This window comes from bacterium, from assembly GCA_030685015.1.
In the GTDB taxonomy this organism is placed as follows: Bacteria; CAIWAD01; CAIWAD01; order CAIWAD01; family CAIWAD01; genus CAIWAD01.
The window spans coordinates 1-20,533 of the sequence record JAUXWS010000060.1 but is presented as its reverse complement, the minus strand read 5'-3'; the positions used below and the strand labels follow the sequence as shown (position 1 = coordinate 20,533).

General features: G+C 71.2%; 17 protein-coding genes. All 17 read left to right on the top strand.

Annotated elements, in window-relative coordinates; all coding sequences use genetic code 11:
* The first annotated feature begins 6 nt into the window (after positions 1–6).
* A complete protein-coding gene (gene dxr, locus Q8O14_08745) occupies positions 7–1,179 on the top strand; it encodes a 1-deoxy-D-xylulose-5-phosphate reductoisomerase (GenBank protein MDP2360827.1) in 1,173 nt (390 codons plus the stop codon).
* A complete protein-coding gene (rseP, locus tag Q8O14_08740) occupies positions 1,170–2,291 on the top strand; it encodes an RIP metalloprotease RseP (protein ID MDP2360826.1) in 1,122 nt (373 codons plus the stop codon). Before dxr ends, rseP begins: the two co-directional genes overlap by 10 nt.
* Positions 2,291–3,724, top strand: a complete 1,434-nt coding sequence (locus tag Q8O14_08735; GenBank protein ID MDP2360825.1) for a tetratricopeptide repeat protein — start codon at positions 2,291–2,293, stop codon at positions 3,722–3,724. Before rseP ends, Q8O14_08735 begins: the two co-directional genes overlap by 1 nt.
* A 106-nt stretch (positions 3,725–3,830) precedes the next feature.
* Positions 3,831–5,180 carry a metallopeptidase TldD-related protein gene (locus Q8O14_08730; protein ID MDP2360824.1) on the top strand — a complete coding sequence of 450 codons (1,350 nt, stop codon included), beginning with the start codon at positions 3,831–3,833 and terminating at the stop codon, positions 5,178–5,180.
* A gap of 1 nt (position 5,181) precedes the next feature.
* Entirely contained in the window at positions 5,182–6,621 is a 1,440-nt protein-coding gene (locus Q8O14_08725) for a TldD/PmbA family protein (GenBank protein MDP2360823.1), read from the top strand.
* Between the two features lie 19 nt (positions 6,622–6,640).
* On the top strand, positions 6,641–6,796 hold the full coding sequence (locus tag Q8O14_08720; GenBank protein MDP2360822.1) for a hypothetical protein: 156 nt from the start codon (positions 6,641–6,643) through the stop codon (positions 6,794–6,796).
* 9 nt (positions 6,797–6,805) lie between these two features.
* Positions 6,806–8,659 (top strand): sodium:solute symporter family protein, encoded by a 1,854-nt coding sequence (locus Q8O14_08715; protein MDP2360821.1) that lies wholly within the window; start codon positions 6,806–6,808, stop codon positions 8,657–8,659.
* A gap of 89 nt (positions 8,660–8,748) precedes the next feature.
* Positions 8,749–9,255, top strand: coding sequence for a flagellar basal body-associated FliL family protein (locus Q8O14_08710; GenBank protein ID MDP2360820.1), 507 nt, complete (start codon positions 8,749–8,751; stop codon positions 9,253–9,255).
* A 140-nt stretch (positions 9,256–9,395) separates the two neighbouring features.
* On the top strand, positions 9,396–10,436 hold the full coding sequence (locus Q8O14_08705) for a hypothetical protein (protein ID MDP2360819.1): 1,041 nt from the start codon (positions 9,396–9,398) through the stop codon (positions 10,434–10,436).
* An 8-nt stretch (positions 10,437–10,444) separates the two neighbouring features.
* Positions 10,445–11,140 (top strand): FecR family protein, encoded by a 696-nt coding sequence (locus Q8O14_08700; GenBank protein MDP2360818.1) that lies wholly within the window; start codon positions 10,445–10,447, stop codon positions 11,138–11,140.
* 118 nt (positions 11,141–11,258) lie between these two features.
* Positions 11,259–13,697, top strand: coding sequence for a hypothetical protein (locus Q8O14_08695; protein ID MDP2360817.1), 2,439 nt, complete (start codon positions 11,259–11,261; stop codon positions 13,695–13,697).
* A gap of 214 nt (positions 13,698–13,911) precedes the next feature.
* Positions 13,912–14,643: an alpha/beta hydrolase gene (locus Q8O14_08690; protein MDP2360816.1), complete on the top strand. Its 732-nt coding sequence runs from the start codon at positions 13,912–13,914 to the stop codon at positions 14,641–14,643.
* Positions 14,644–14,674: 31 nt separating this feature from the next.
* Positions 14,675–16,222, top strand: coding sequence for a polysaccharide deacetylase family protein (locus tag Q8O14_08685; protein ID MDP2360815.1), 1,548 nt, complete (start codon positions 14,675–14,677; stop codon positions 16,220–16,222).
* The gene (locus Q8O14_08680; GenBank protein ID MDP2360814.1) at positions 16,210–17,406 is read left to right on the top strand and encodes a glycosyltransferase; all 1,197 of its coding nucleotides are present in this window, start codon (positions 16,210–16,212) and stop codon (positions 17,404–17,406) included. Before Q8O14_08685 ends, Q8O14_08680 begins: the two co-directional genes overlap by 13 nt.
* Positions 17,403–18,491: a glycosyltransferase family 2 protein gene (locus Q8O14_08675; protein ID MDP2360813.1), complete on the top strand. Its 1,089-nt coding sequence runs from the start codon at positions 17,403–17,405 to the stop codon at positions 18,489–18,491. The genes Q8O14_08680 and Q8O14_08675 overlap by 4 nt, the downstream gene beginning before the upstream one ends.
* A 24-nt stretch (positions 18,492–18,515) precedes the next feature.
* On the top strand, positions 18,516–19,418 hold the full coding sequence (gene folD, locus Q8O14_08670) for a bifunctional methylenetetrahydrofolate dehydrogenase/methenyltetrahydrofolate cyclohydrolase FolD (protein ID MDP2360812.1): 903 nt from the start codon (positions 18,516–18,518) through the stop codon (positions 19,416–19,418).
* On the top strand, positions 19,418–20,413 hold the full coding sequence (locus Q8O14_08665; protein ID MDP2360811.1) for a D-alanine--D-alanine ligase: 996 nt from the start codon (positions 19,418–19,420) through the stop codon (positions 20,411–20,413). The genes folD and Q8O14_08665 overlap by 1 nt, the downstream gene beginning before the upstream one ends.
* Positions 20,414–20,533: the final 120 nt, after the last annotated feature.

Sequence of the window (20,533 nt, the reverse complement as noted above, 5' to 3'; positions counted from 1 at the left end):
GGGCCGATGCCACACCGCGACGGCGTGCTGCTGCTGGGCTCCACCGGATCCATCGGGGAGTCCACCCTGGATGTCATCCGCCAGCACCCGGCGCGCTTCCGGGTGGCGGGGCTGAGCGCCGGGCGGCGCTGGGAGCGCCTGGCCGAGCAGGCCCGCCTCTTCCGCCCCGCCTTCGTCCACGTGGACGAGGCGCACGCCGCCCCGCTGCGGCGCGAGCTGGAGGGCCTGGGCATCGAGGTCCTGAGCGGGCGCCCGGCCCTGGTCGAGCTGCCGGCGCGGGAGGGGGTGGACACGCTCTTCACCGCCCTGACGGGGACGGCGGGCCTCGAGCCGCTCATGTGCGGCCTGCGCGCCGGCCGGCGCATCTGCTTCGCCAACAAGGAGCCCCTCGTCACGGCGGGGGAGCCGGTGATGCGGGAGGTGCGCCGCCGCGGCGCCGTCTTCCTGCCGGTGGACAGCGAGCACAGCGCCATCCTCCAGTGCCTGCAGGGCGAGGTGCGGGAGGACCTGCGCCGCATCTGGCTGACCGCCTCGGGCGGCCCTTTCCGCACCTGGGAGCGGGAGCGCATGCGCGGCGCCACGCGGGCCGAGGCCCTGGCCCACCCCACCTGGTCCATGGGGGACAAGATCAGCATCGACAGCGCCACCATGATGAACAAGGCGCTGGAGATCATCGAGGCGGCCTGGCTCTACGGGCTGCCCGAGGAGCGTATCGAGGTGCTGATCCACCCGCAGTCCATCATCCACTCGATGGTGGAGTTCCGGGACCGCAGCGTGAAGGCGCAGCTGGGCCTGCCCGACATGCGCATCCCCATCCTCTACGCGCTCTGCTGGCCGCGGCACGAGGAGCTGGAGGTGGATTCGCCCGACTGGGCGCGCCTGCGCTGTCTCGAGTTCGAGGAGCCGGACGCCGCCCGTTTCCCGGCCCTGGGCCTGGCCCGCGAGGCCTTGCGGCGGGGCGAGGGCTGGCCCTGCGTCCTCAACGCGGCCAACGAGGTGGCGGTCGAGCATTTCCTGCTGGACCGCATCCCCTTCGGCCGCATCGTCGAAGTGGTGGAGGAGGAGCTGGCCGCCTATGCGGGCGGCCACCGGGAGCTGGAAGAATTGATGGAACTTGATGGCGAGACCCGCCGGCGGACCGAGCGCCGGCTGGGCAAACAGGGGGCAACGTGCTGCTGACCGTCCTCTCCTTCGTGGTGGTGATCGGGGTCATCATCCTGGTGCACGAGTGGGGGCATTTCATTGCCGCCCGCCTCGTGGGGATCCGCGTCGAGACCTTCTCCATCGGATTCGGACCCGCCCTCTGGAAGCGGCGGCGGGGTCCCACCGAGTACCGCCTGGCCTGGTTCCCACTGGGCGGCTACGTCAAGATGGCGGGCATGATCGACGAGAGCCTGGACGGCGAGGACAAGATCACGGGCGCCAGCGACGAGTTCATGTCCAAGCGCAGCTGGCAGAAAGCCTTTGTCATCAGCGCCGGCGTGCTGATGAACGGCCTGCTCGCCGTCCTCCTCTACGTCCTCATCGCCTGGTTCTGGGGCGTGGGCCGCGCCTCGGAGGAGCCGGTCCTGGGCGGCCTGCGGGCCGACATGCCCGCCCAGCTCGCCGGGCTGCGGGTGGGGGATCGCGTGCTGCGCGTGGACGACGAGCCGGTCCTCAGCTGGGCCGACCTGGCGGGCAGCATCCATCAGCGGCCCGGCCGCGAGGTCCTGCTCCTCGTGCTGCGGCCGGGACCGACGGGAGCGGATACCCTGGCCATCCGCGTGCTTCCCGTGGAGGCGCTGCAGCCCGGCACGGGCAAGGTGGGCCTGATCGGGATCGAGCCCCAGGTGGAGATCGTGCCGGCGGGCCTGGGCCAGTCCGTGACGGCCGGCTTGCGCAAGACCTGGGCGGAATGCCAGATGGCCTATCGCACGGTGGCCGCCCTGCTCAGCGGCGAGGCCGGGCTGAAGGATCTGGGCGGCCCCATCCTCATCGCCCAGATGTCGGGGGAATCGGCCCGGGGCGGCCTCGTCGTCTTCCTCAGCTTCATGGCCTTCATCTCCGTCAACATCGGCTTCCTCAACATCCTGCCCATCCCCGTGCTGGACGGCGGCCACCTGGTCTACATCGGCATCGAGGCCGCCATCCGCCGGCCGCTGCCCAACCGCCTCAAGCTGTGGATCCAGCAGGCCGGCATGATCCTCCTGCTGTTGGTCATGGTCCTGGTCATGAAGAACGACGTGATGCGCCTCGTGCAGCGGGAGCGCCCCGCCGCCCAGGAGCTGCAGGCGCCCGGCGGGGAGCGCTGATGACACTGGGAGGAAGCGGCTTCCGGCCGGTGGCGGCGCTTCTTCTGCTGCTGGCGGCCCTGGCCGCCGGCGCGACGCGCCCGCTCCCCGACGGGGAAGAGCAAGTGGACCGCCTTGTCCTGCAGGGCAGCCTGGCCGAGATGCGGGGCGACCTGCGCCAGGCCGTGGCCGCCTACCGGCGCGCCCTGGAGCTGGAGGGAGCCCCCGCCGTGGCGGCCGAGGCCCTCTTCCGCCTCAGCCTGGTGGAGGACCAGGACGACGGCCTGGACGCGGCCGGCCGCTGGTTGGCGGCCCGCCGCCCCGCCGCCCCCGAGCTGGTCATCTGGCTGGACCGCCTCTACCTGCAGGGCCGGGCCCGGGAGCTGGTCCGCCAGCTGGCGGCCCTGCCCGACACCCTCTTTCCCCACCTGCGCATCCAACTGCTGCTGGAACCCATCCCCGGAAGCGACGGGCCGGACATGGCCCGCGCCGCTGGTCTAGAGGCCAGCTTCGGCCGGCTGCTGGCCCTGGACGCCGCCGCCTGGGAGAGGCGCGGCGTGCGCGCCCGGCTCTTCTGGGAGCAGATGCTGATCTGGGCCGCCCGCCATGGCCGGACCCGGCAGGCCGCCGCCTGGATCGACAGCTCGCGCCTGGCCGCCGCCGACCCCGCCGCCTGGTTGGTGCGCGCCCGCCTGGCCGCCCTGCAGGAGGATCTGGACGGCCTGCGCGCCGCCATCGCCCGGGGCCGCGCCCTGGACAGCCTGGAGGCCTTCCACCCGCTCATGGCCGGGCGCCTGGCCCTGCTGGAAGGCGACGCCGCGATGGCTGTGCGCGAGCTGCGCCTGGCGCGCCATCTGGACCCGGACAACCCGGACGCCCTCAGCCTGCTCGCCGTGGCACTGGAGGAGAGCGGCCGGCCCGACGAGGCGGAGTCCCTTCTGCGCGTCCTGCTGGTGGTCGATCCGGGCAGCGAGGATCACTGGTCGCGCCTGGCGGCGCTGCTGCAGGGCCAGGGCCGCGAGGGCGAGGCCCTCGCCCTTTACGCGCGGGCCCTGTCCCTCCTGGGTGGGGAGGCCGGACCCAACCTTCGCAACAACTACGCCTACAGCCTGGCCCTGGCCGGCGGGAATCTGGCCCTGGCCCTCGAGTTGTCCCGCGCCGCGGTGGACGAGGCGCCGGACAGCGCCCCCTATCGCGACACCCTGGGCTGGATCCTCTTCCTGCTGGGCCGCTACGCCGACGCCGAGGACCAGCTGGAGCGCGCCTATGATTTGTGCCGCGGGGAGCCGGACGCGGAGATCCTGGCCCACCTGGGCCACCTGCGCTTGCGCCAGGGCCGTCCGGTTGAGGCCCTGGCCCTCTGGCGGCGCGCCCTGGAGGCGGATCCGGGCAACCCCCAACTGGAGGTCCTGATCGAGGGTCTCAAGACCGGGCCGGAGGAGGGCGGGCGTTGATCCGCCCCGGGCGCAGGGCGCGGCGGCGACCTGCATCGATGTTGACACCCGACCACGCCGGTCGAAGGAGGTCGGGTTTGGGATGCGCAGTAGATCGGGAGTGGACATGATTGGATACACCCGGGCCCGGCAGGACGAGCTGCTGGACCACACCCTGGAGCTGTGCCGCGGGCTGGAGCGGGCCGAGCTGCGCCTCAGCGCCGGCGGCGAGGCGCTCTCGCGCTTCGCCAACAACGGCATCCAGCAGAACCTGAGCCAGCAGGATGCCGGTCTGCATCTCACCGTGCTGGACCAGGGACGGCTGGGGCTGGCCGAGACGAACCGACTGGACGAGGAGGGATGCCGCAACCTGGTGGAGACGGCCCGTCGCGTGGCCTCCTTCCAGGAGCCGGCCAAGGATCTGGAGCCGCTCGTCGCCTCCTGTCCGACGCCGGAGCGGGATTGCCTGGATGAGGCCACCGCCGCCTGGGGTCCCGAGGAGAAGGCGGCGCGCCTGGCCCTCACCTTCGAGCTGGCCCGCGAGGAGGGCCTGGAGGCCAGCGGCATCCTGACCAACAGCTGGTCCCAGCTGGCCATCGCCAACAACGCCGGTTTGCGCTGCCGCTACCAGGGCAGCACGGCCCGCTTCTCCACCACCTTCCACGGCGCCGACGCCTCGGGCTGGACGGAGGGGCAGGCCCGGACATACGGCGGGGTCGACGTGGAGGCGCTCAGCCGCGAGGCCCGCCGCATCGCCCGCCAGGCCGCCGCACCGCGCGCGCCGGAACCCGGGGCCTGGACCGTCGTGCTGCCGCCTGCCGCCGTGGCGGACCTGCTCATGTTCCTCAACTGGCTGGGTTTCGGCGCCCAGGACCACCTGGCGGGGACCAGTCCCCTCGCCGGCAAGGTGGGGCGGCAGCTCTTCTCGCCGCTCCTGACCGTGACCGATGACGCGGACCACCCCCTCACCGACGGCATGCCCTTCGACTTCGACGGCCTCCCGCGCCGCGCGGTGCCCCTGGTGCGCGAGGGCGTCTTCCTGGGCCCTGTCCACGACCGCGTCACCGCCCGCCAGGCCGGCGTGGAGAGCACGGGCCACGCCCTGCCCCGGCCCAACCCCCACGGCCCCTTTCCCGGCAACCTGGTGGTCGCCCCTGGCCCGGCCACGCTCGATGAGCTGGTGGCGGGCACCGAGCGGGGCCTCTATGTCACGCACCTGCACTACACCAACGTGCAGGACCGCAACGAGATGCTGCTGACCGGCATGACGCGGGACGGCCTCTTTCTCATCGAGCAGGGCCGCATCACGGGGGCCGTGCACAACATGCGCTTCACGGAGAGCCTGTTCAAGGCCTTTGCCAACATCGACGCCGTGACCCGCGACCAGGTCCTCCATGGCGGCTTCTTCGGGGGCGGCTTCGTGCTGCCCGGGATGCGCATCCGGGACTTCCACTTCACCAGCGAAAGCGGATTCTGATATGAAGGACATGTTGCTCCTGGCGCTGGACGCCGCCCTGGGCGCCGGCGCGGACTGGGCGGACCTGCGCATCATCCACACCCGCCGACAGGTGGTGCGGACCCGCAACGGGGAGCTGGCCGGCCTGACCGACAGCGAGGATCTGGGCTTCGGCATCCGCGTGCTGGCCGGCGGCGCCTGGGGTTTCGCCTCCTCCAACCGGCTCGAGCCGGCCGAACTGAAGGCCAAGGCGGTGGAGGCCGTGCGCATCGCCCGCGCCAGCGCCGGCCTGAACAAGGAGCGCGTGCGGCTGGCGCCCGAACCCGCCTGGCGGGATTTCTGGCAGACCCCGCTGCAGATCGATCCCTTCACCGTGGACCTGAGCGAGAAACTGCGCATCCTCCACGCCTGCGACCGCATCCTGCGGGCCGATCCCCGCATCAAGGAGGCGGCGGGCAGCATGAGCTTCCTGCGCGAGCACCAGCACTACGCCAACAGCGAGGGCGCCCTCATCGAGCAGCGCCTGGTCCGCAGCGGCGCCGGCTACACGGCGACGGCCGTGCAGGAAGGCGAAGCCCAGGAGCGGAGCTATCCCATGAGCCACGGCGGCCAGTACATGGGACTGGGCTGGGAGCTGATCCTGGCCCTCGACCTGCCCGGCCACGCCGAGCGGGTGCGCGAGGAGGCCATCGCCCTGCTCACGGCGCCGGTCTGTCCCGCCGGCCGGCTGGACCTCATCCTGCTGCCGCAGCAGATGGTCCTCCAGATCCACGAGAGCGTGGGCCACGCCAGCGAGCTGGACCGCGTCCTGGGCTACGAGGCCAACTACGCCGGCACCAGCTTCGCCACGGTCGACAAGCTGGGCCACTTCCGCTACGGGAGCCCGCTGGTCAACCTGGTGGCGGACGGCACCGTGCCCGGCGGGCTGGCCACCCAGGGCTACGACGACGACGGCGTGCGCCAGCAGCGCTGGCCCATCGTCCAGGAGGGCATCCTCACAGGCTACATGACCAACCGCGAGCTGGCCCACCGGGTGGAGGAGCCCGCCTCCCGCGGCTGCAACCGCGCCGAAGGCTGGTTCCACCTGCCCATCACGCGCATCAACAACCTCTCGCTCATGCCCGGCGCCGGCACCCTCGAGGAGCTGATCGGAGGCGTGGAGGACGGCGTGATGATGGACGCCAACAAGTGCTGGTCCATCGACCAGCAGCGCCTCAACTTCCAGTTCGGCTGCGAGATCGGCTGGCGCATCCGGCGGGGCAAGCTGGCCGGGATCGTGAAGAACCCCACCTATCAGGGGATCACGCCCGAGTTCTGGGGGGCCTGCGACGGCATCTGCGGCCCCGAGGAATGGAAACTGGTGGGCGTGGCCAACTGTGGCAAGGGGCAGCCCGGGCAGACGGCGGAGATGAGCCACGGCAGCAGTCCGACGCGCTTCCGCGGCATCCAGGTGGGCGTGTAGGCCCCTGGCCCTTCGCAACATGATCGCTATCGGTATCGATATCGATATCGATATCGATATCGATATCGGATTCGATCCCGATCCCGATCCCGATAGTGATTGCGATTCCGATAGCGATCCCGATCCCGATAGCGATTGCGATCCCGATAGCGATAGCGATACCGATATCGATTAAAGGACAGCCATGGCCTTTGTCGACTGGCTGATCGTCGCGCTCTATCTCTGCTTCGCCCTGGGGGCGGGCTGGCTGCTGCGCCGGCGGGGCGGCTCCTCCACGGGCGACTTCTTCCTGGCCGGCCGCCAGTTGCCTTGGTGGGTGCTGGGCACCTCCATGGTGGCCACCACCTTCGCCGCCGACACGCCGCTGGCCATCACCGAAATGGTGCGCGGCCACGGCATCTGGCGCAACTGGTGGTGGTGGAACATGGCCCTGGGCGGCATGCTGGGCGTCGTCTTCTTCAGCCGCCTGTGGCGCCGCGCCGAGGTGATGACCGACAACGAGCTGATCGAACTGCGCTACGGCGGCCGTCCTGCCGCCGTGCTGCGCGGCTTCAAGGCCGGCTGGTTCGCCACCGTCTACAACTTCATCGTGATGGGCTGGGTGATCAACGGCATGACCAGCGTGCTCACCGTGCTGGTGGAGGTCGATCCCGTCATCGCCACCTGGATCCTGGTGGCCATCGCCGTCCTCTACACCTGGTTGTCCGGCTTCTGGGGCGTGGCCGTCACCGACCTGCTCCAGTTCGTGCTGGCCATGGGCGGTTCCATCGCCCTGGCCGTCATCGCCGTGGGCAAGGTGGGCGGACTGGGCGAGCTGGCCCGCCGGGCGGCCGCCTCCCCCGCCGCGCCGCCCCATCTGCTGGACATGGTTCCGGCCATGGAGAGCGCCGCCGGGCCGGATCCGCTGGCCAGCCCCTTCCTCACCTTCCTCACCTTCATCCTGCTGACCTGGTGGGCCAGCCACAACGCCGACGGCGGCGGCTACATCATCCAACGCATGGCGGCCTGCAAGAGCGAGCGGGACGCCTTCAAAGCCACCCTCTGGTTCAACGTGGCCAACTACGCGCTGCGCATCTGGCCCTGGATCCTCGTCGCCCTGGCCAGCCTCGTGCTCTTCCCCGACCTGGCGGGCAGCGAGGCCAAGCTGGGCTATCCCATGGTGCTCAACGCCTTGCTGGGGCCCGGACTGAAGGGCCTGCTCCTCGTCACCTTCCTGGCCGCCTTCATGAGCACGATCGACACCCACCTCAATTGGGGCTCCAGCTACCTCGTGCACGACCTCTACCGCCGCTTCATCCGGCCCCATGCGCCGGAGCGGCACTACGTGGCGGCCAGCCGCGCCGCCGTGCTGGCCCTCATCGCCTGCGCGGCCGGCCTCTCCCTTTTCATGACCAGCATCGAGAAGGCCTGGATCTTTGTCTGGGCGATGGGTTCGGGGATCGGGGCCGTGCTCATCCTGCGCTGGTTCTGGTGGCGCATCAACGCCTGGAGCGAGCTGTCCGCCCTGCTGGCCTCCATCGTCATCGCCTTCGGCTTCGAGGCGATGGCCTGGCTGCAGGCGGCGCCGGGCCACTACAAGCTCTTCGCCACTGCGCCCGTGCTGGCCGGCGTGACCCTCACCACCGCCCACAAGGCCGTCATCCTGGTGCCGGCCACCATCGTCGTCTGGCTGACGGTCACCCTCCTCACGCCGCCGGAGGACCTGGAGCACCTGCGGCGCTTCTATCGGCGCACCAGGCCGGGCGGCTGGTGGGGGCCGGTCAAGGCGGATCAGGAGGGCATGGGCAAAAGGGGTTCGGGGGTGGGCCGTGGCCTGTTGGCCTGGGCCGGTGGCGTCTCCCTCGTCTATGGCATGACCTTCGGCATCGGCCATCTGCTCCTGTTGCGTCCCTGGACCGGGGCCGGCCTGCTGCTCCTGGGCGGGCTGGGCGGCTGGACCATGTGGCGCACGCTGGGTGGCGCGACGCCGGGGGACGGGGAGGGTCCGGCGCCGGTGGGGACGGCGGAGGACGCCCGCTCGGCGACCGGGCGGGCTTAAGTTTGGCGCGAATGTGCCGATGACGGGACAGGCCGGAGTCCCCCGCTCCGGGCCGGGTGGACTGAGAACATGGTGGACTGAGGTACGTGATGAAGCTGGTGATCAAGGCGGGCATCGTGGTGGCGATCCTGGCCGTGCAGGTTGTCATGGCGTTCTTCCTCGTCAATTGGTTGGCCCCGGCGCCCCATCCTGGCGCGCAGGACAGCCTGGCGGCGGCCGCCGGCGGGTCCGGCGCTGCCGGCGGTTCGACCGCGGCCAAATCGGCACCCAAAGCCAAGGCCTACGACTTCGGCGCCATCCACCCCATTCCCGACCTGATCATCAACCCCAGGGGCAGCCAGGGGCGCCGGGTCTTCAAGATCAGCTTGTCCCTCGAGTACGATCCCCACAACCCGGAGCTGGCCAAGGAGCTGGAACAACGCACGCCCTTCATGCGCGACTACCTGATCAACACCTTCAGCGCCATGACCGAGGATTCTCTGTCGGACATTTCCTATCGTGAGGGCATACGGGACAGCCTGGGAGCGGCCTTGAACCGTTTCCTGAGCGCGGGTGCCATCGATCGGGTGCTGTTCCAGGACTACATTCGCCAGTAAAGCGTCCATGCCCCGATGAATCGGCCTCACCCCGTCCGCATGCGCACCGTCACAAGGCAGCACCTTGTTCAATAGCTGATTGTCGCCGGATCCCGGAGACGGAGGTGCCGTCCGGCCGGGACACAAGGGAGGAGATCCCCATGCGCGCCTTCATCCGTGGCCTCTGGCTGCTTCTGCTGCTTGGCGCGGCAAGCCGTCCGCTGGCCAGCCCCACCGTCACCATCCAGTTCCCCGACCCCGGCTACGATCTCTACTACGTGGGCGACATGGACCCGCGGGGGGATCTCACCGGCGTGGGCAACGAAATCTTTGTCACCCTCGGAATCACCGACCCCAATCCACTCCAGTACGACATGCAAGTGCAGCTCAGCTTTGGCAATGCCTGGCTGGTGCGCGGGCGCCTGGTTTCCCAGGGCGCGGTATCCGCCGGCACCTACGGTCCCTTCAGTCTTAACCAGATCCGCCAGGACCAGGGGCTGGGCCAGTTCCGCGGCGTGGGCGGGGAGTTCAACGACGGCTTCATCGACGCCATCAGCGGCAACACCCTGCCCGCCGGCACCTACACCCTGCGCATCACCTTCTCCCAGCCGGTCCCCACACCGCCCCCCGCCGTGGCCAGTTTCACCTTCTACGATCCGCGCCGGGTGGACCTGCTCATGCCCTGGGACGCCTCCCGGGTCTGGACGGACCAGCCCACCTTCACCTGGAGCGGCCGCGCCCGCGCCTATCGCCTGCGCGTCTGCGAGTACGACCCGGTTTTCCACGGCAGCCTGCTGGAGGCGATCGAGAGTTCGCCCATGTGGGAGGCGGAGCTGTCCTCCACCAGCGTGGTATACGGCCTGGGTGGCGCCAGCGCCCGACCGCTGGTGGACGGCCGCCAGTACGTGTGGCGGGTGGAGGCCCTGCTCAGCACGACCTCGGGGCCGCGCAGCTTCCCCAGCACCCTCCGCGTCTTCCGTGTGGAGCAGGGCCCGGGCGGCGGCAACCAGCCCGATCTGGCCAACCTGCTCGGCACCTTGACCCCGGGTCAGCTGGCCGGCATCGCCGGCCTGTTGGAGGGCTATTTCGTCAACGGCACCATCCTCATCGACGGGCGCGTCGTCACCCGCGAGGAGTTGGAGGATCTCCTGCGCCGTCTGGCCGCGGGCGAGTTGAACATCGCGTCCATCCGCATCGAGTAGGGGGCAGCATGAACCGCTTCAAGGAAGGGCGCCGCGCCGCCAGCTGGATCCTGACCCTGGTGCTTGCATTGGGAGCGGCGGTGGCGCTGCCCGCCCAGGAGCGGGCCGCCAGTGTCGCCGTGACGGTCAAGGCCACGGGCGAGGTCTTCCACACCGCGGCGGCGGACGGCCGCGAAGAGGCCTTGCTGACCGGCGCCCGCCTGGGCGACGGCGACCAGGTGCGCACCGGCCCGGAAGGACGGGCCGTGCTGGTCTTCACCGACGACAAGAGCCAGCTCAAGCTGACCCCCCTGACGCGGGTGACGCTGCATGCCAACCGGCAGGCGGGCCGGACGGACAAGGAGGTCGAGATGAGCGCGGGCACCTTGTGGAGCAAGGTGACGCGCCAGCAGGGGGAGTTCCGCATCGCCACGCCCACCTCCGTCGCTTCGGTCAAGGGGACGGCCTGGTGGACCCGGGCGCGGGAGGATGGAACGGAGATCATTGCCGAGGAGGGCATCGTCTCCCTCATGTCCAAGACCACGGGCGAGACGCTGGACGTGGTGATGGGGCAAACGGGACGCTCCGACGGCCGGAGCACCTCGGTGGCGCCCACCACGGCCGAGGACCAGATCGGCCTGGAGCGTGGCGAGCTGCGGCGGGTCACCGTGCCCATCAGCGACGGCGACGCGCAGCGCACGCTGATCATCGAGTTCTACGAGTAGCGGCGGACCTGAGGGGCAGGTCGGGCCGCATGGCCGGCCGCCGGGGGAACCGCCGGGTTCCCCCGGCGGCCGTGCCCGTGGCGCCAGGCGCCGCGGGCCTGCGAGAGGGGGGAGTCACATGTTCCGTGGTCGCCTGTTGTTGATGATCCTGGGCCTGCTGTTGTCCGGCCTGTGCGGCATCGCCCAGGCCGGATGGAATCATTTCGCGCCAAGCCAGGCGCCCAGCACCCGCCCGCTGCGGCTGGAGTTCCTCGATCCAGACAGCCGGCAGGCCCCGGTCGACGCCTTGCTCCACCTTGAACTGGACGGCCGCACCGTGCAGCCTTTGGCCCCGGTGGAGCTGGCGGCCGGTCGCATCGTCTTCGAGGTGCCGCCCGAACGTCTCAGTGGCCGCGAGCTGGCCTACCGCGCCGAGATCCGCGTGGAGGGCGGCTTGATCCGCCTGCCCGCCAATGGCCGCTGGCGTGTGGCGCTGGCCCCGGCCGGTGAACTGGCCCTGGTCGAGCTGCTCAGCAAACGGGAGATCGAGGCGGGGGAGGAGGCCCTCCTCGCCTTCTCGGCCCTGGACGACCAGGTGGATCTGGCCGGCGGCCAGCTCTGGATCGACGGCCAGCGCGTCTCCGGCGTGGAGGCGGACCCTTGGCTACTCACCTGGCGCGGTCCGCTGGCGCCCGGCCTCCACCAGGTGGAACTGCGCCTCAAGGACCGCCAGGGCCGTGATCTGCAACCCCAGCACCTGCAAGTACGGGTGGCGGCGCCGGATGCCGTTCCCGGCGGCTTTGCCGCCAACGCCTGGCAGGAATTCAACATGGACTTCCTGGACAGCCGCGGCGACCAATGGCAGCGCTACCATGCCGGCCAGGCCTCCTTCCGCGCCTGGCGGGGCAAGGGCGAGGCGGTCTGGACCCTCAAGGGGCGCGTCCTTCTCTCCGCCCTGGACCTCGAGCGCGACGAGCTGCAACCCCAGTCGCGCCTCAACCTGGAGGCCGGCCGGCGGGGATTCCTGCTGGGAGTGGGCGATCGCCAGCCCGAGTACAGCTCCCTGCTGCTGAGCGGCACCCGCGTGCGCGGCCTGGAGCTGGAGACTGATCTCAAGGGCTTCGGCCTGCACCTGGTGGGCGGGCGCGCCCAGCAGGCGCGCGATCCCATTTTCCGCAGCTCCATCGTCGACGTGGATACCCATCATGTGGTGGACTTCGCCGGCGCCTTCACCCGCCGCCTCTACGCCGCGGACCTGCGCTTCGGGCGGCGCTACGGCCTCCTCGAGGGCGGCCTGAGCGTGCTCAAGGCCAAGGACGACGCGGCCAGCATCGATCCGCGGCCACCGGCGGAGTGGGGCACGGACAGCCTGGCCCGCATCAGTCCCCAAGACAACGCCGCCCTGGCGGCGCGCCTGGATCTCAACGCACTGCGCGGCCGGCTGTCGGGGCGCAACCAGGTGGCCTTCTCCCTGCACAACTCCAACATCACGGACGGCGCCTGGACCAAGGAGGACATGGCGACCATCGGCGCCGGGGACGGCATCCCCGACCCGTCCACCTTCGACAACATCATCATCATCAACCCCTACTTCAGCCCGATGGACCTGGCCGACGGGGACTTCCTCAGTTCCATGGCGCTCAGCTCCAACTGGCAGCTGGCCCTGGGCGCCAACGAGACCTCGCTCGACTTCCGGCGGGTGGGCGGCGCCTACCGCAGCCTGGGCAACAGCTTCCTCAGCTCCGACCAGCAGGAAATCCGCGTGAGCGATCGTGTCCGCCTCCTCGGCAACCAGCTTTACGCCGATCTGGGCCTGGGCCGGACGACGGACAACCTGGACGGCCAGTACGACTCCTCGGTGGGCACCACCACGCGCGACATGCTCAGCCTGGGGCTGGGCTGGTATCCTCGTGGACGGGACCTGCAGGTCCGCCTGGGCCTTGACCGGCAGCAGGAGGCCAACGAGGCCGACGACCTGGTGGCGGACGACGCGACGGAGACAGACCGGCTGGAAGCCCACAGCCAGCAGATCGAGGGCAGCCTGACCCAGCTGCGCCTGGGCCTCTCGGGCAGCCTGGACTGGCTGGGGCGACGTCACCAGTGGAACTTGAGTCTGGTCAACCAGGGCTACAGCGACGAAGTGGGCCGTCTGGTGGACCCGGCCAACCCGGCTCTCCACCTGCGCGCCGACCGCAGTTTCGGCGCCAACCAGCTGGGCCTGGGCTGGCAGGTGGTCGTCGGCCTGGCGACGCGCCTCGAGGCGGGCCTGACGGTCTACGGCAGCAGTTACGACGACGCCACCCTGGCCGACTACGGCTACTGGAACCTGCGTTCCGCCCTGGGGCGCTCCTGGCTGGGCGGGCGTCTGCACGGCACGGTGCGCGGCCAGTTCCAGAGCGTGACCAGCGAGTCCGCCAGCACCGACCAGGCCTTCACCCGGACGGACCTGGGAGGCCAGGTGGACTGGAACTGGCGGCAGGGACTGGCGCTGAGCGGTCGTCTCGACTGGCAATCGTGGGCGGGCGACCGCGAGGACAGCTTCCTCAAGGTGGTGCTCCGTCTCAGCCAGGAGTTCTGATGGGGCTTGATGCAAGCAGCCTCCCGGACTTGGCCGTCGGGCGCTCCCCAGCGCCCTGCCCGACCTTGGCAGCGGGTCTGTCGGCGGCACATGCCGCCGGCAGGGGCAGCGAGATCTACAAGGAAGCGGCTTCGACATGGGTGCGCAGCCCAGCGAGGGTCCAAGCCCGACCGGTTGCCTGGGGCGGCGCCGTGGCGCAGGGGGGAATGGATCGGTGAAATTGCTCAGTGACCGCGGCCAGGGCAGCCCCCTGGCCCTTGTTTGCGCCCTCATGTGCGACGAGGAGCTCTTCGCCGGCCAGGCCGACCGCCTGGCCCGGCGGCGGCGCCTGCTCATCTTCCAGTCGGAGGGCGAGGAGAGCGTGCGCGAGTGCGCCATTGAACTGCTGGCCATGTTGGGGGCCCTGGGCTTGCGCCGCTTCGACCTGGGCGGCTTGTCCCTGGGCGGCAGTGTCGTGATGGCGGCGGCGGCGCGCTGTCCGTCGGCGGTCAAGCGGCTCCTGCTGCTGGACACGACCTGCGAGGCGCCCGGCGCGGAGGCCGTGGCCGCCCGCCGGGAGGTGATCCGCCGGCTGGAGGAGGGGCGTTTCGAGCAGGTGATGGAGGAGTTCCTGCCCCGGCTGCTTGCCCCCCAGAGCCTGCGCGACCACGGCGAGCGGGTGCGGGCCATGTTCCGGCGCCAGGCGCCCGGCCTCTTCGTTCGCCAGCTGCGCCTGCTGCTCACCCGCGAGGACATGGGGGGGACCCTGCGCGCCTTCGCCGGCCCCGCCCTCTGTCTGTGCGGCGCCCAGGACCAGATGAGCACGCCCGCGGACCACCGGCGCATGGCCGAACTCATGCCGGCGGCCAGCCTGGTGGTGGTTCCCGGCAACTGCGGACACCTCTCCGCCCTGGAATCGCCGCGTCTGGTCGCCGAGGCGATGGAGGACTTCCTGGGCGAGGTGTGAGGGCGCGCCCGGGGAAATCCTATTTTCGGCCATGCCGCACCCAGTGATCGAGATTGGTGTCTATCCGGTGGGGGCCGCGCATCCGCCGGGGCTGGATGCGCTGCTCGCCTTCCTCTCCTGCGGACTGGGTGCCCGCCTGCGCCGCATTTCCTCGCCGGAGCTGGCGCCCGCCCGCCTCATCGTGCTGGGCATGCCGCTCCAGCTGGAGCCGCCGCCCGCGCCCCGCATCGTGCTCTTCCTGCCTCCCCCCGACCCCTCCGCCGTGCCGCGGAGCGATTGGGTCGAGCCCGGCCCCATTCCCGTCATGGGCGGGTTGGTGCGCTTCCGCGGCGGGAGCGGCCTGCCCTGGGGCTATCTGGGCGGCGGCGTCCCTTTCAGTTGGACCTCGCGCGACAACCAGACCCTCATCCAGTCGGGCTTCGATCTGCTCGGCCCCGTGCTGCGCGCCATCTCCCGCGCCGCCGAGCGCGAGGAGCCGGCCGCCTGGGCGCACGCCCGCCTGGAGGACCTGCCCGCCGGCGAGCGGCATCTCGCCCTGACGCCTTGGGTGGACCAGATCCTGCGCCTGCTCGCCCGCCTGCTGGACCTGGAACCGCACGAGGAGGAGGCGGGCGCCCTGCCCCGCTGGCCGGGTCGCGCCCGTTTCGCCGTCGCCCTCAGCCATGATGTGGACATGCTCTTCAAGTGGCGTCTGCGCAGCGCCCTGCGCCTGCTGCTGGAGAGTCCGCGCTGGCTGCTGGAAGGCCGTCGCCGGCAGCTGGCCGGCCGCTGGCGCGAACTGCTGGACCGCCTGCGCGGCGGCGCCGATCCCTGGTTCCTTGTGGACGAGCTGATGGATCTGGAGGAGCGCCACGGCCTCCATGCCACCCTGCTCTTCCTGGCCAGGCCCCGCGACCACCAGACCTTCCGCTACCACCTGGACCGGGCCCAGGTGCGGGGGCTGCTGGCGCGCATCCGCCGGCGCGGTTTCGAGACGGCCCTGCACGGAGGTTGGGGCAGCCACCGGTCGGCCTCGCGCCTGGCCGCCGAGCGCCACCGCTTGGAGCGGCTGTCGGGCGGAGGGACGGCCGTGGTGCGTCAGCATTGGCTGCGCTTCCTGGTCGACGGCACCTGGTCGGCCCAGCAGGGTGCCGGCCTGGCCGTGGACAGCAGCCTGGGCTTCAACGACCGTCCCGCCTTCCGCGCCGGCACCAGCCTGCCATTCCGCCCGGTGGACATGGCGGGCCGGGCGCGCCCCCTCCTCGAGCTGCCCCTCATCCTCATGGACAGCCAGCTCTTCGATGAGCAGGGGCTGACCGCTCCGGCGGCGGCCCGCCAGAGCAGCGAGGTCCTCGAACTGGTGCGGCGGGGGCGCGGCCTGCTCACCGTCAACTGGCACCCCCACACCCTCTGCCAAGCGGACTTCCCCGGGCGGCGGGAGCTGCTGGAGGGATTGCTGCAGCGGATCGCCGCGCCGGATTGCTGGACCGCCGGCCTGGGCGAGGTGGCCGCCCATTGGCGGGAACGGGAGGGCGCCCTCGGCCTGGCCCTTGACCGGGTGGACGACCCGCCCGGGGGAGGCGGACCGTGCGCATCCTGATCGGCATCCTGTCGGAGCTGTCCCATGAGCGCCGCCAGGAACGGATGGCGCTGAGCCTGGAGCGCGCCGGGCACGAGGTGGCGGCCACCTGGGTGGACAATGGCACGGCGCCGCTCTCCCGCTTCTGGCGCGACCGTCCCCTGCACCGCCTGGAGAACCCCCGCGCCGGACGCCGCAAGGCCTACTTCCTGCGCTTCATGTCCTGGTTCCACGGGCTGGTGCTGCGGGAGCGGCCGGACTGCGTGCTGGCCGTCGACCCGCCCGCCCTGCTTCCCGCCGCGCTGGCCCGGCGCCGCCGGCCTTTCCGCCTCGTCTACGATGCCCGCGAGTACTACGCGGAGCTGCCCACCAACCGCGCGCGGCCGGCCGTGGCCGCCTTCTGGCGCTGGGGAGAGGGGCACGGCATGCGGCGGGCCGATGCCTCCTGCGCCGTGTGCGGCTCCATTGCCCGCGCCCTGGCCGAGGAGTACCGCCTGCCCGGCGTGGCCGTGGTGCGCAACCTGCCTGTCCACTCGTGGCGTGAGCGGGAGGCGGAGCGGCGGCGGCCCCTGGGCGACCTGCTGCCCGGCCTGGGCGGAGCGGCGGTGGTGGCCTATGCCGGCGGTTTCTGGCCCGGTTACGATTTCCGCCCCCTGCAGGAAGCGATGGGCCACCTGGGCGGAGCCGGGGAGGCACCCCCCCGCCTGGTCTACTTCGGGGAGGGGCCGGGAGAGTCCTTCCACCGCGCCCACGCCGCCGGCCTGCCCTGGGGCGGGCGCATCCATTTCGCCGGGAAGGTGCCGCCCGAGCACCTGGAGGATCTGCTGCGCGGCGCCGACGTGGGCACCGTGCTGGTGCCGGACCTGGGTCTCTCCTACCGTTATCTGCTGCCCAACAAGCTTTTCGAGTACATCCAGGCTGGTCTGCCCGTCCTGGCCAGCCCCCTGCCCGAAACGGCCTCGGTCGTGTTGGGGCGGCAGGTGGGGCGCTGCGCCGACCCTGGGGACGCCGCCGCCATCGCCCGTCAGCTGGAGGTCCTGCTTGATCCCGCCCGCGTGGCGGCCTGGCAGGGCGCCTTGCGCAGCGCCGCCACCGACCTGTGCTGGGAGCGCGAGGAGGAGGCCTTCCTGGCCCTCTTCCGGAAGCCGGAAGGTCCAGGCGGCGGATCGGGAGCCGGCACGAAGCAGCCCGGATCCCCACCTTGAGTCCCCCAAGCGAGGATCGGGCCGACGTGGAAATCAGCGTCATCATCCCCAGCTACAATGACGGGCCTCTCCTGGCGCGCTGCCTGGATTCCCTCCGCGCCCAGGACCACGGACTGCCGTGGGAGGTGGTGGTCGTCCTGGATGGTTCGCGGGACGGCAGCCGCTCCATGCTCGAACGGGGGCGGGGCGGCGCCGGGGGCGGTCCGCTGGACTCCCAGGTGGAGCCGGGCGCCTGGCGGGACTTGCCCCTGGTCGTCGTCGAGCTGCCGGAGAACCGGGGCCGCAGCGCGGCCCGCAACGCCGCCCTGGCGGCGGCGCGGGGCGAGTGGCTGCTCTTCCTCGACGCCGACCTGCGGGTGGGACCGGATTGGGTGCGCCGCCTGCGCGCCTGCCAACCCGATCCCTTTGTCGTGGCGGTGGGCGAGATGGTGTATGACAACCAGCCGCGGGGCGTGGGGGAGATGGCCCTGCTGGCGGCCGACCCCGCCGCCGAACGCCGGCGCCGGGCCGGCTTGAAAGCCCACCAGCGCTATCTGGAGCGCCGCGGCCCGTGGAAGTTCCGCGACCAGCCCGCCATGCCGCCCCGCTACTTCTACACCTGCAACAGCAGCGTGCACCACGGGTTGCTGGCCCAGGCCGGTCCCTTCGATGAGCGTCTACGCGGCTGGGGCGGCGAGGACATCGACATGGGCTTGCGCCTGGGGGAGAAGGGAGGCCGCCTGGTCTATTGCCGGGAGGCCCGCGCCTTGCACGCCCAGGAGCGCTCCTTCGCCACCCACTGCGCCAATCTGGAGCGCCTGGGGCGGGAGGGCCTGAACCACCTGGTGGAGCGACATCCCGAGCTCCGGCGGGACCTGCAGCTGGACCGCCTCCTGCCCGCCGCCGAGGGCGGCCGCGGCGCCGGACTGCTGGGCCTCGCCTGGCGCCTGGGCCTGCACCGCCTGCTGGTCCGCCTGGAGGCCTGCGGCCTGCCTATGAACGAGCCGCTCTACAACCTGGCCGTCTATCTGCACTACGCGGGCGGCTACCGGGATTCACGGCCCTGGACGGCGGACAGGGTGAAAGATGGGCAAGAACAGACTTAGGGCTGCCAGTGAAGGAGGACGGGGATGACGATGGTGATCGACGGCAAGCGGATGGCGGCGGAGATCCAGGCCGAGGTGGCGGCGGAGACAGCCGCGCTGACGGAGCGGGGCGGGCGGCCTCCGGGCTTGGCCGCCGTGCTGGTGGGCGAGGACCCCGCCAGCCAGGTCTACGTGCGCAGCAAGCACAAGGCCTGCCAGGCGGCCGGCCTGTTGAGCGAGATCTTCCGCCTGCCGGCGGACTGTCGCCGCGAGGATCTGCTGGGGCTGGTGGACCGACTCAACGCCGACCCCGCCTGGGACGGGATCCTGGTGCAGCTTCCGCTGCCCGGGCATCTGGATGAGCAGGAAGTGATCGAGCGCATCGACCCCGACAAGGACGTGGACGGCTTCCACCCCGTCAACGCCGGGCGCGTGCTGGCGGGGCTGCCCGGCGCCTTCGCCCCGGCCACCCCGGCTGGCATCCAGGAGATGCTGAAGAGGTCCGGCATCCCCGTGGCGGGCGCCCACGTGGTGGTGCTGGGGCGCTCCAACATCGTGGGCAAGCCCATGGCCAGCCTGCTGGTGCAGAAGGCGGAGGGCGCCGACGCCACCGTCACGATCTGCCACAGCCGCACCCGGGATCTGCCCGCCATCTGCCGCCAGGCCGACATCCTCATCGCCGCCATTGGGCGGGCCCGCTTCGTCACCGCCGACATGGTGAAGGAGGGAGCCGTTGTGATCGACGTGGGGATCAACCGGATCGAGGATCCTTCCGCCCCCAAGGGCTCGCGTTTGGTGGGGGACGTGGATTTCGACGCCGTGGCTCCACGCTGCGCGGCGATCACGCCGGTGACCGGCGGCGTGGGTCCCATGACCATCGCCATGCTGCTGCGCAACACGCTGCTCAGCGCCCACCGGCGGGAGCAGCGCGCGGCGGGGGGGCGCTGATGGCGCGCATCCTGCTGCTGCTGGGCGGCGAGACGGGCGAGCGCGAGGTCTCCCTGGCCAGCGGCCACGCCTGCGCCCAGGCCCTCAGCGGCCTGGGCCACGAGCTGCGTCTGCTGGACCCGCTGCGCCCGCGGGAGCTTGCCCCGCTGGCCGCCTTCCCCTTCGGGCAGGGTCCGCGCGAGGAATCGCCCCTCCTGCTTCGCCTGGAGCCGGCCCAGGTCGAGGCCCTGGTCGCCGCCCTGCGCGCCGAGGCGCCCGACCTGGTCTTCAACTGTCTCCACGGCGGGTTCGGGGAGGATGGGCACCTGGCGGCCCTCTGCGAATTGCTGGGCCTGCCGCTCAGCAGCAGCCCCTCCCTCGCCTCCGCCCTGGCCATGGACAAGGCGCGGACCCGCACCTGGATGGAAGGCCTGGGCCTGCCCGTGGCCCCTGGCCGTCTCGTGCCCCGGGGCGCCGCATTGGAGGTCGAGGACATGCTGCCGGCAGGTCCGCTTGTGGTCAAGCCCAATTGCATGGGCTCGAGCGTGGGCGTGCGCATCGTCGAGCAACCGGAGGACTTGCCGGCGGCGCTGGCCGAGGTGCATGCCTTGGGCGACGATGCCCTGGTCGAGGCCTTTGTGCCAGGCCGTGAATTGACCTGTGCCTGGCTGGACGGCCGCACCCTGCCCGTGGTGGAGATCCGCCCGCGGGACGGGGGTTGGTACGATTATCGGCGCAAGTACAGCGGCGGCACGGATTACCTTTGCCCGGCCCCGCTCGACGCGGACTTGGCCCAGCGCCTGGGGGAGTGGACGGCCGCCCTCAACCAAAGCCTGGGCTGCCGGGGCGCCACCCGCACCGACTGGCGCCTGGGCCCTGACGGCCGGCCCTGCTGCCTGGAGATCAACATCACGCCGGGCATGACGGATGCCAGTCTGGTGCCCAAGGCGGCGGCCGCCGCCGGTCTGGATTTCCCCGCTCTGCTGGCATGCATCGTGGAGGCGGCCTTGCGTTAAGGTGCATCGAACTCTGGTCCGAAGTGTGCGGCGGATCGGACAGTTCTGCGGCGTTCGCCGACAAGACGCGCATAATTGTTAATGAGTGGTGGATAAGGTGCCAGGCCGGTGCCAGGCACC

What these genes read in the sequence shown, in the direction of transcription:
- dxr (MDP2360827.1), top strand. Translation starts at nt 7, where the DNA reads ATGCCACACCGCGACGGCGTGCTGCTGCTGGGCTCCACCGGATCCATC.
- Q8O14_08735 (MDP2360825.1), top strand. Translation starts at nt 2,291, where the DNA reads ATGACACTGGGAGGAAGCGGCTTCCGGCCGGTGGCGGCGCTTCTTCTG.
- Q8O14_08730 (MDP2360824.1), top strand. Translation starts at nt 3,831, where the DNA reads ATGATTGGATACACCCGGGCCCGGCAGGACGAGCTGCTGGACCACACC.
- Q8O14_08725 (MDP2360823.1), top strand. Translation starts at nt 5,182, where the DNA reads ATGAAGGACATGTTGCTCCTGGCGCTGGACGCCGCCCTGGGCGCCGGC.
- Q8O14_08720 (MDP2360822.1), top strand. Translation starts at nt 6,641, where the DNA reads ATGATCGCTATCGGTATCGATATCGATATCGATATCGATATCGATATC.
- Q8O14_08715 (MDP2360821.1), top strand. Translation starts at nt 6,806, where the DNA reads ATGGCCTTTGTCGACTGGCTGATCGTCGCGCTCTATCTCTGCTTCGCC.
- Q8O14_08710 (MDP2360820.1), top strand. Translation starts at nt 8,749, where the DNA reads ATGAAGCTGGTGATCAAGGCGGGCATCGTGGTGGCGATCCTGGCCGTG.
- Q8O14_08705 (MDP2360819.1), top strand. Translation starts at nt 9,396, where the DNA reads ATGCGCGCCTTCATCCGTGGCCTCTGGCTGCTTCTGCTGCTTGGCGCG.
- Q8O14_08700 (MDP2360818.1), top strand. Translation starts at nt 10,445, where the DNA reads ATGAACCGCTTCAAGGAAGGGCGCCGCGCCGCCAGCTGGATCCTGACC.
- Q8O14_08695 (MDP2360817.1), top strand. Translation starts at nt 11,259, where the DNA reads ATGTTCCGTGGTCGCCTGTTGTTGATGATCCTGGGCCTGCTGTTGTCC.
- Q8O14_08685 (MDP2360815.1), top strand. Translation starts at nt 14,675, where the DNA reads ATGCCGCACCCAGTGATCGAGATTGGTGTCTATCCGGTGGGGGCCGCG.
- folD (MDP2360812.1), top strand. Translation starts at nt 18,516, where the DNA reads ATGACGATGGTGATCGACGGCAAGCGGATGGCGGCGGAGATCCAGGCC.
- Q8O14_08665 (MDP2360811.1), top strand. Translation starts at nt 19,418, where the DNA reads ATGGCGCGCATCCTGCTGCTGCTGGGCGGCGAGACGGGCGAGCGCGAG.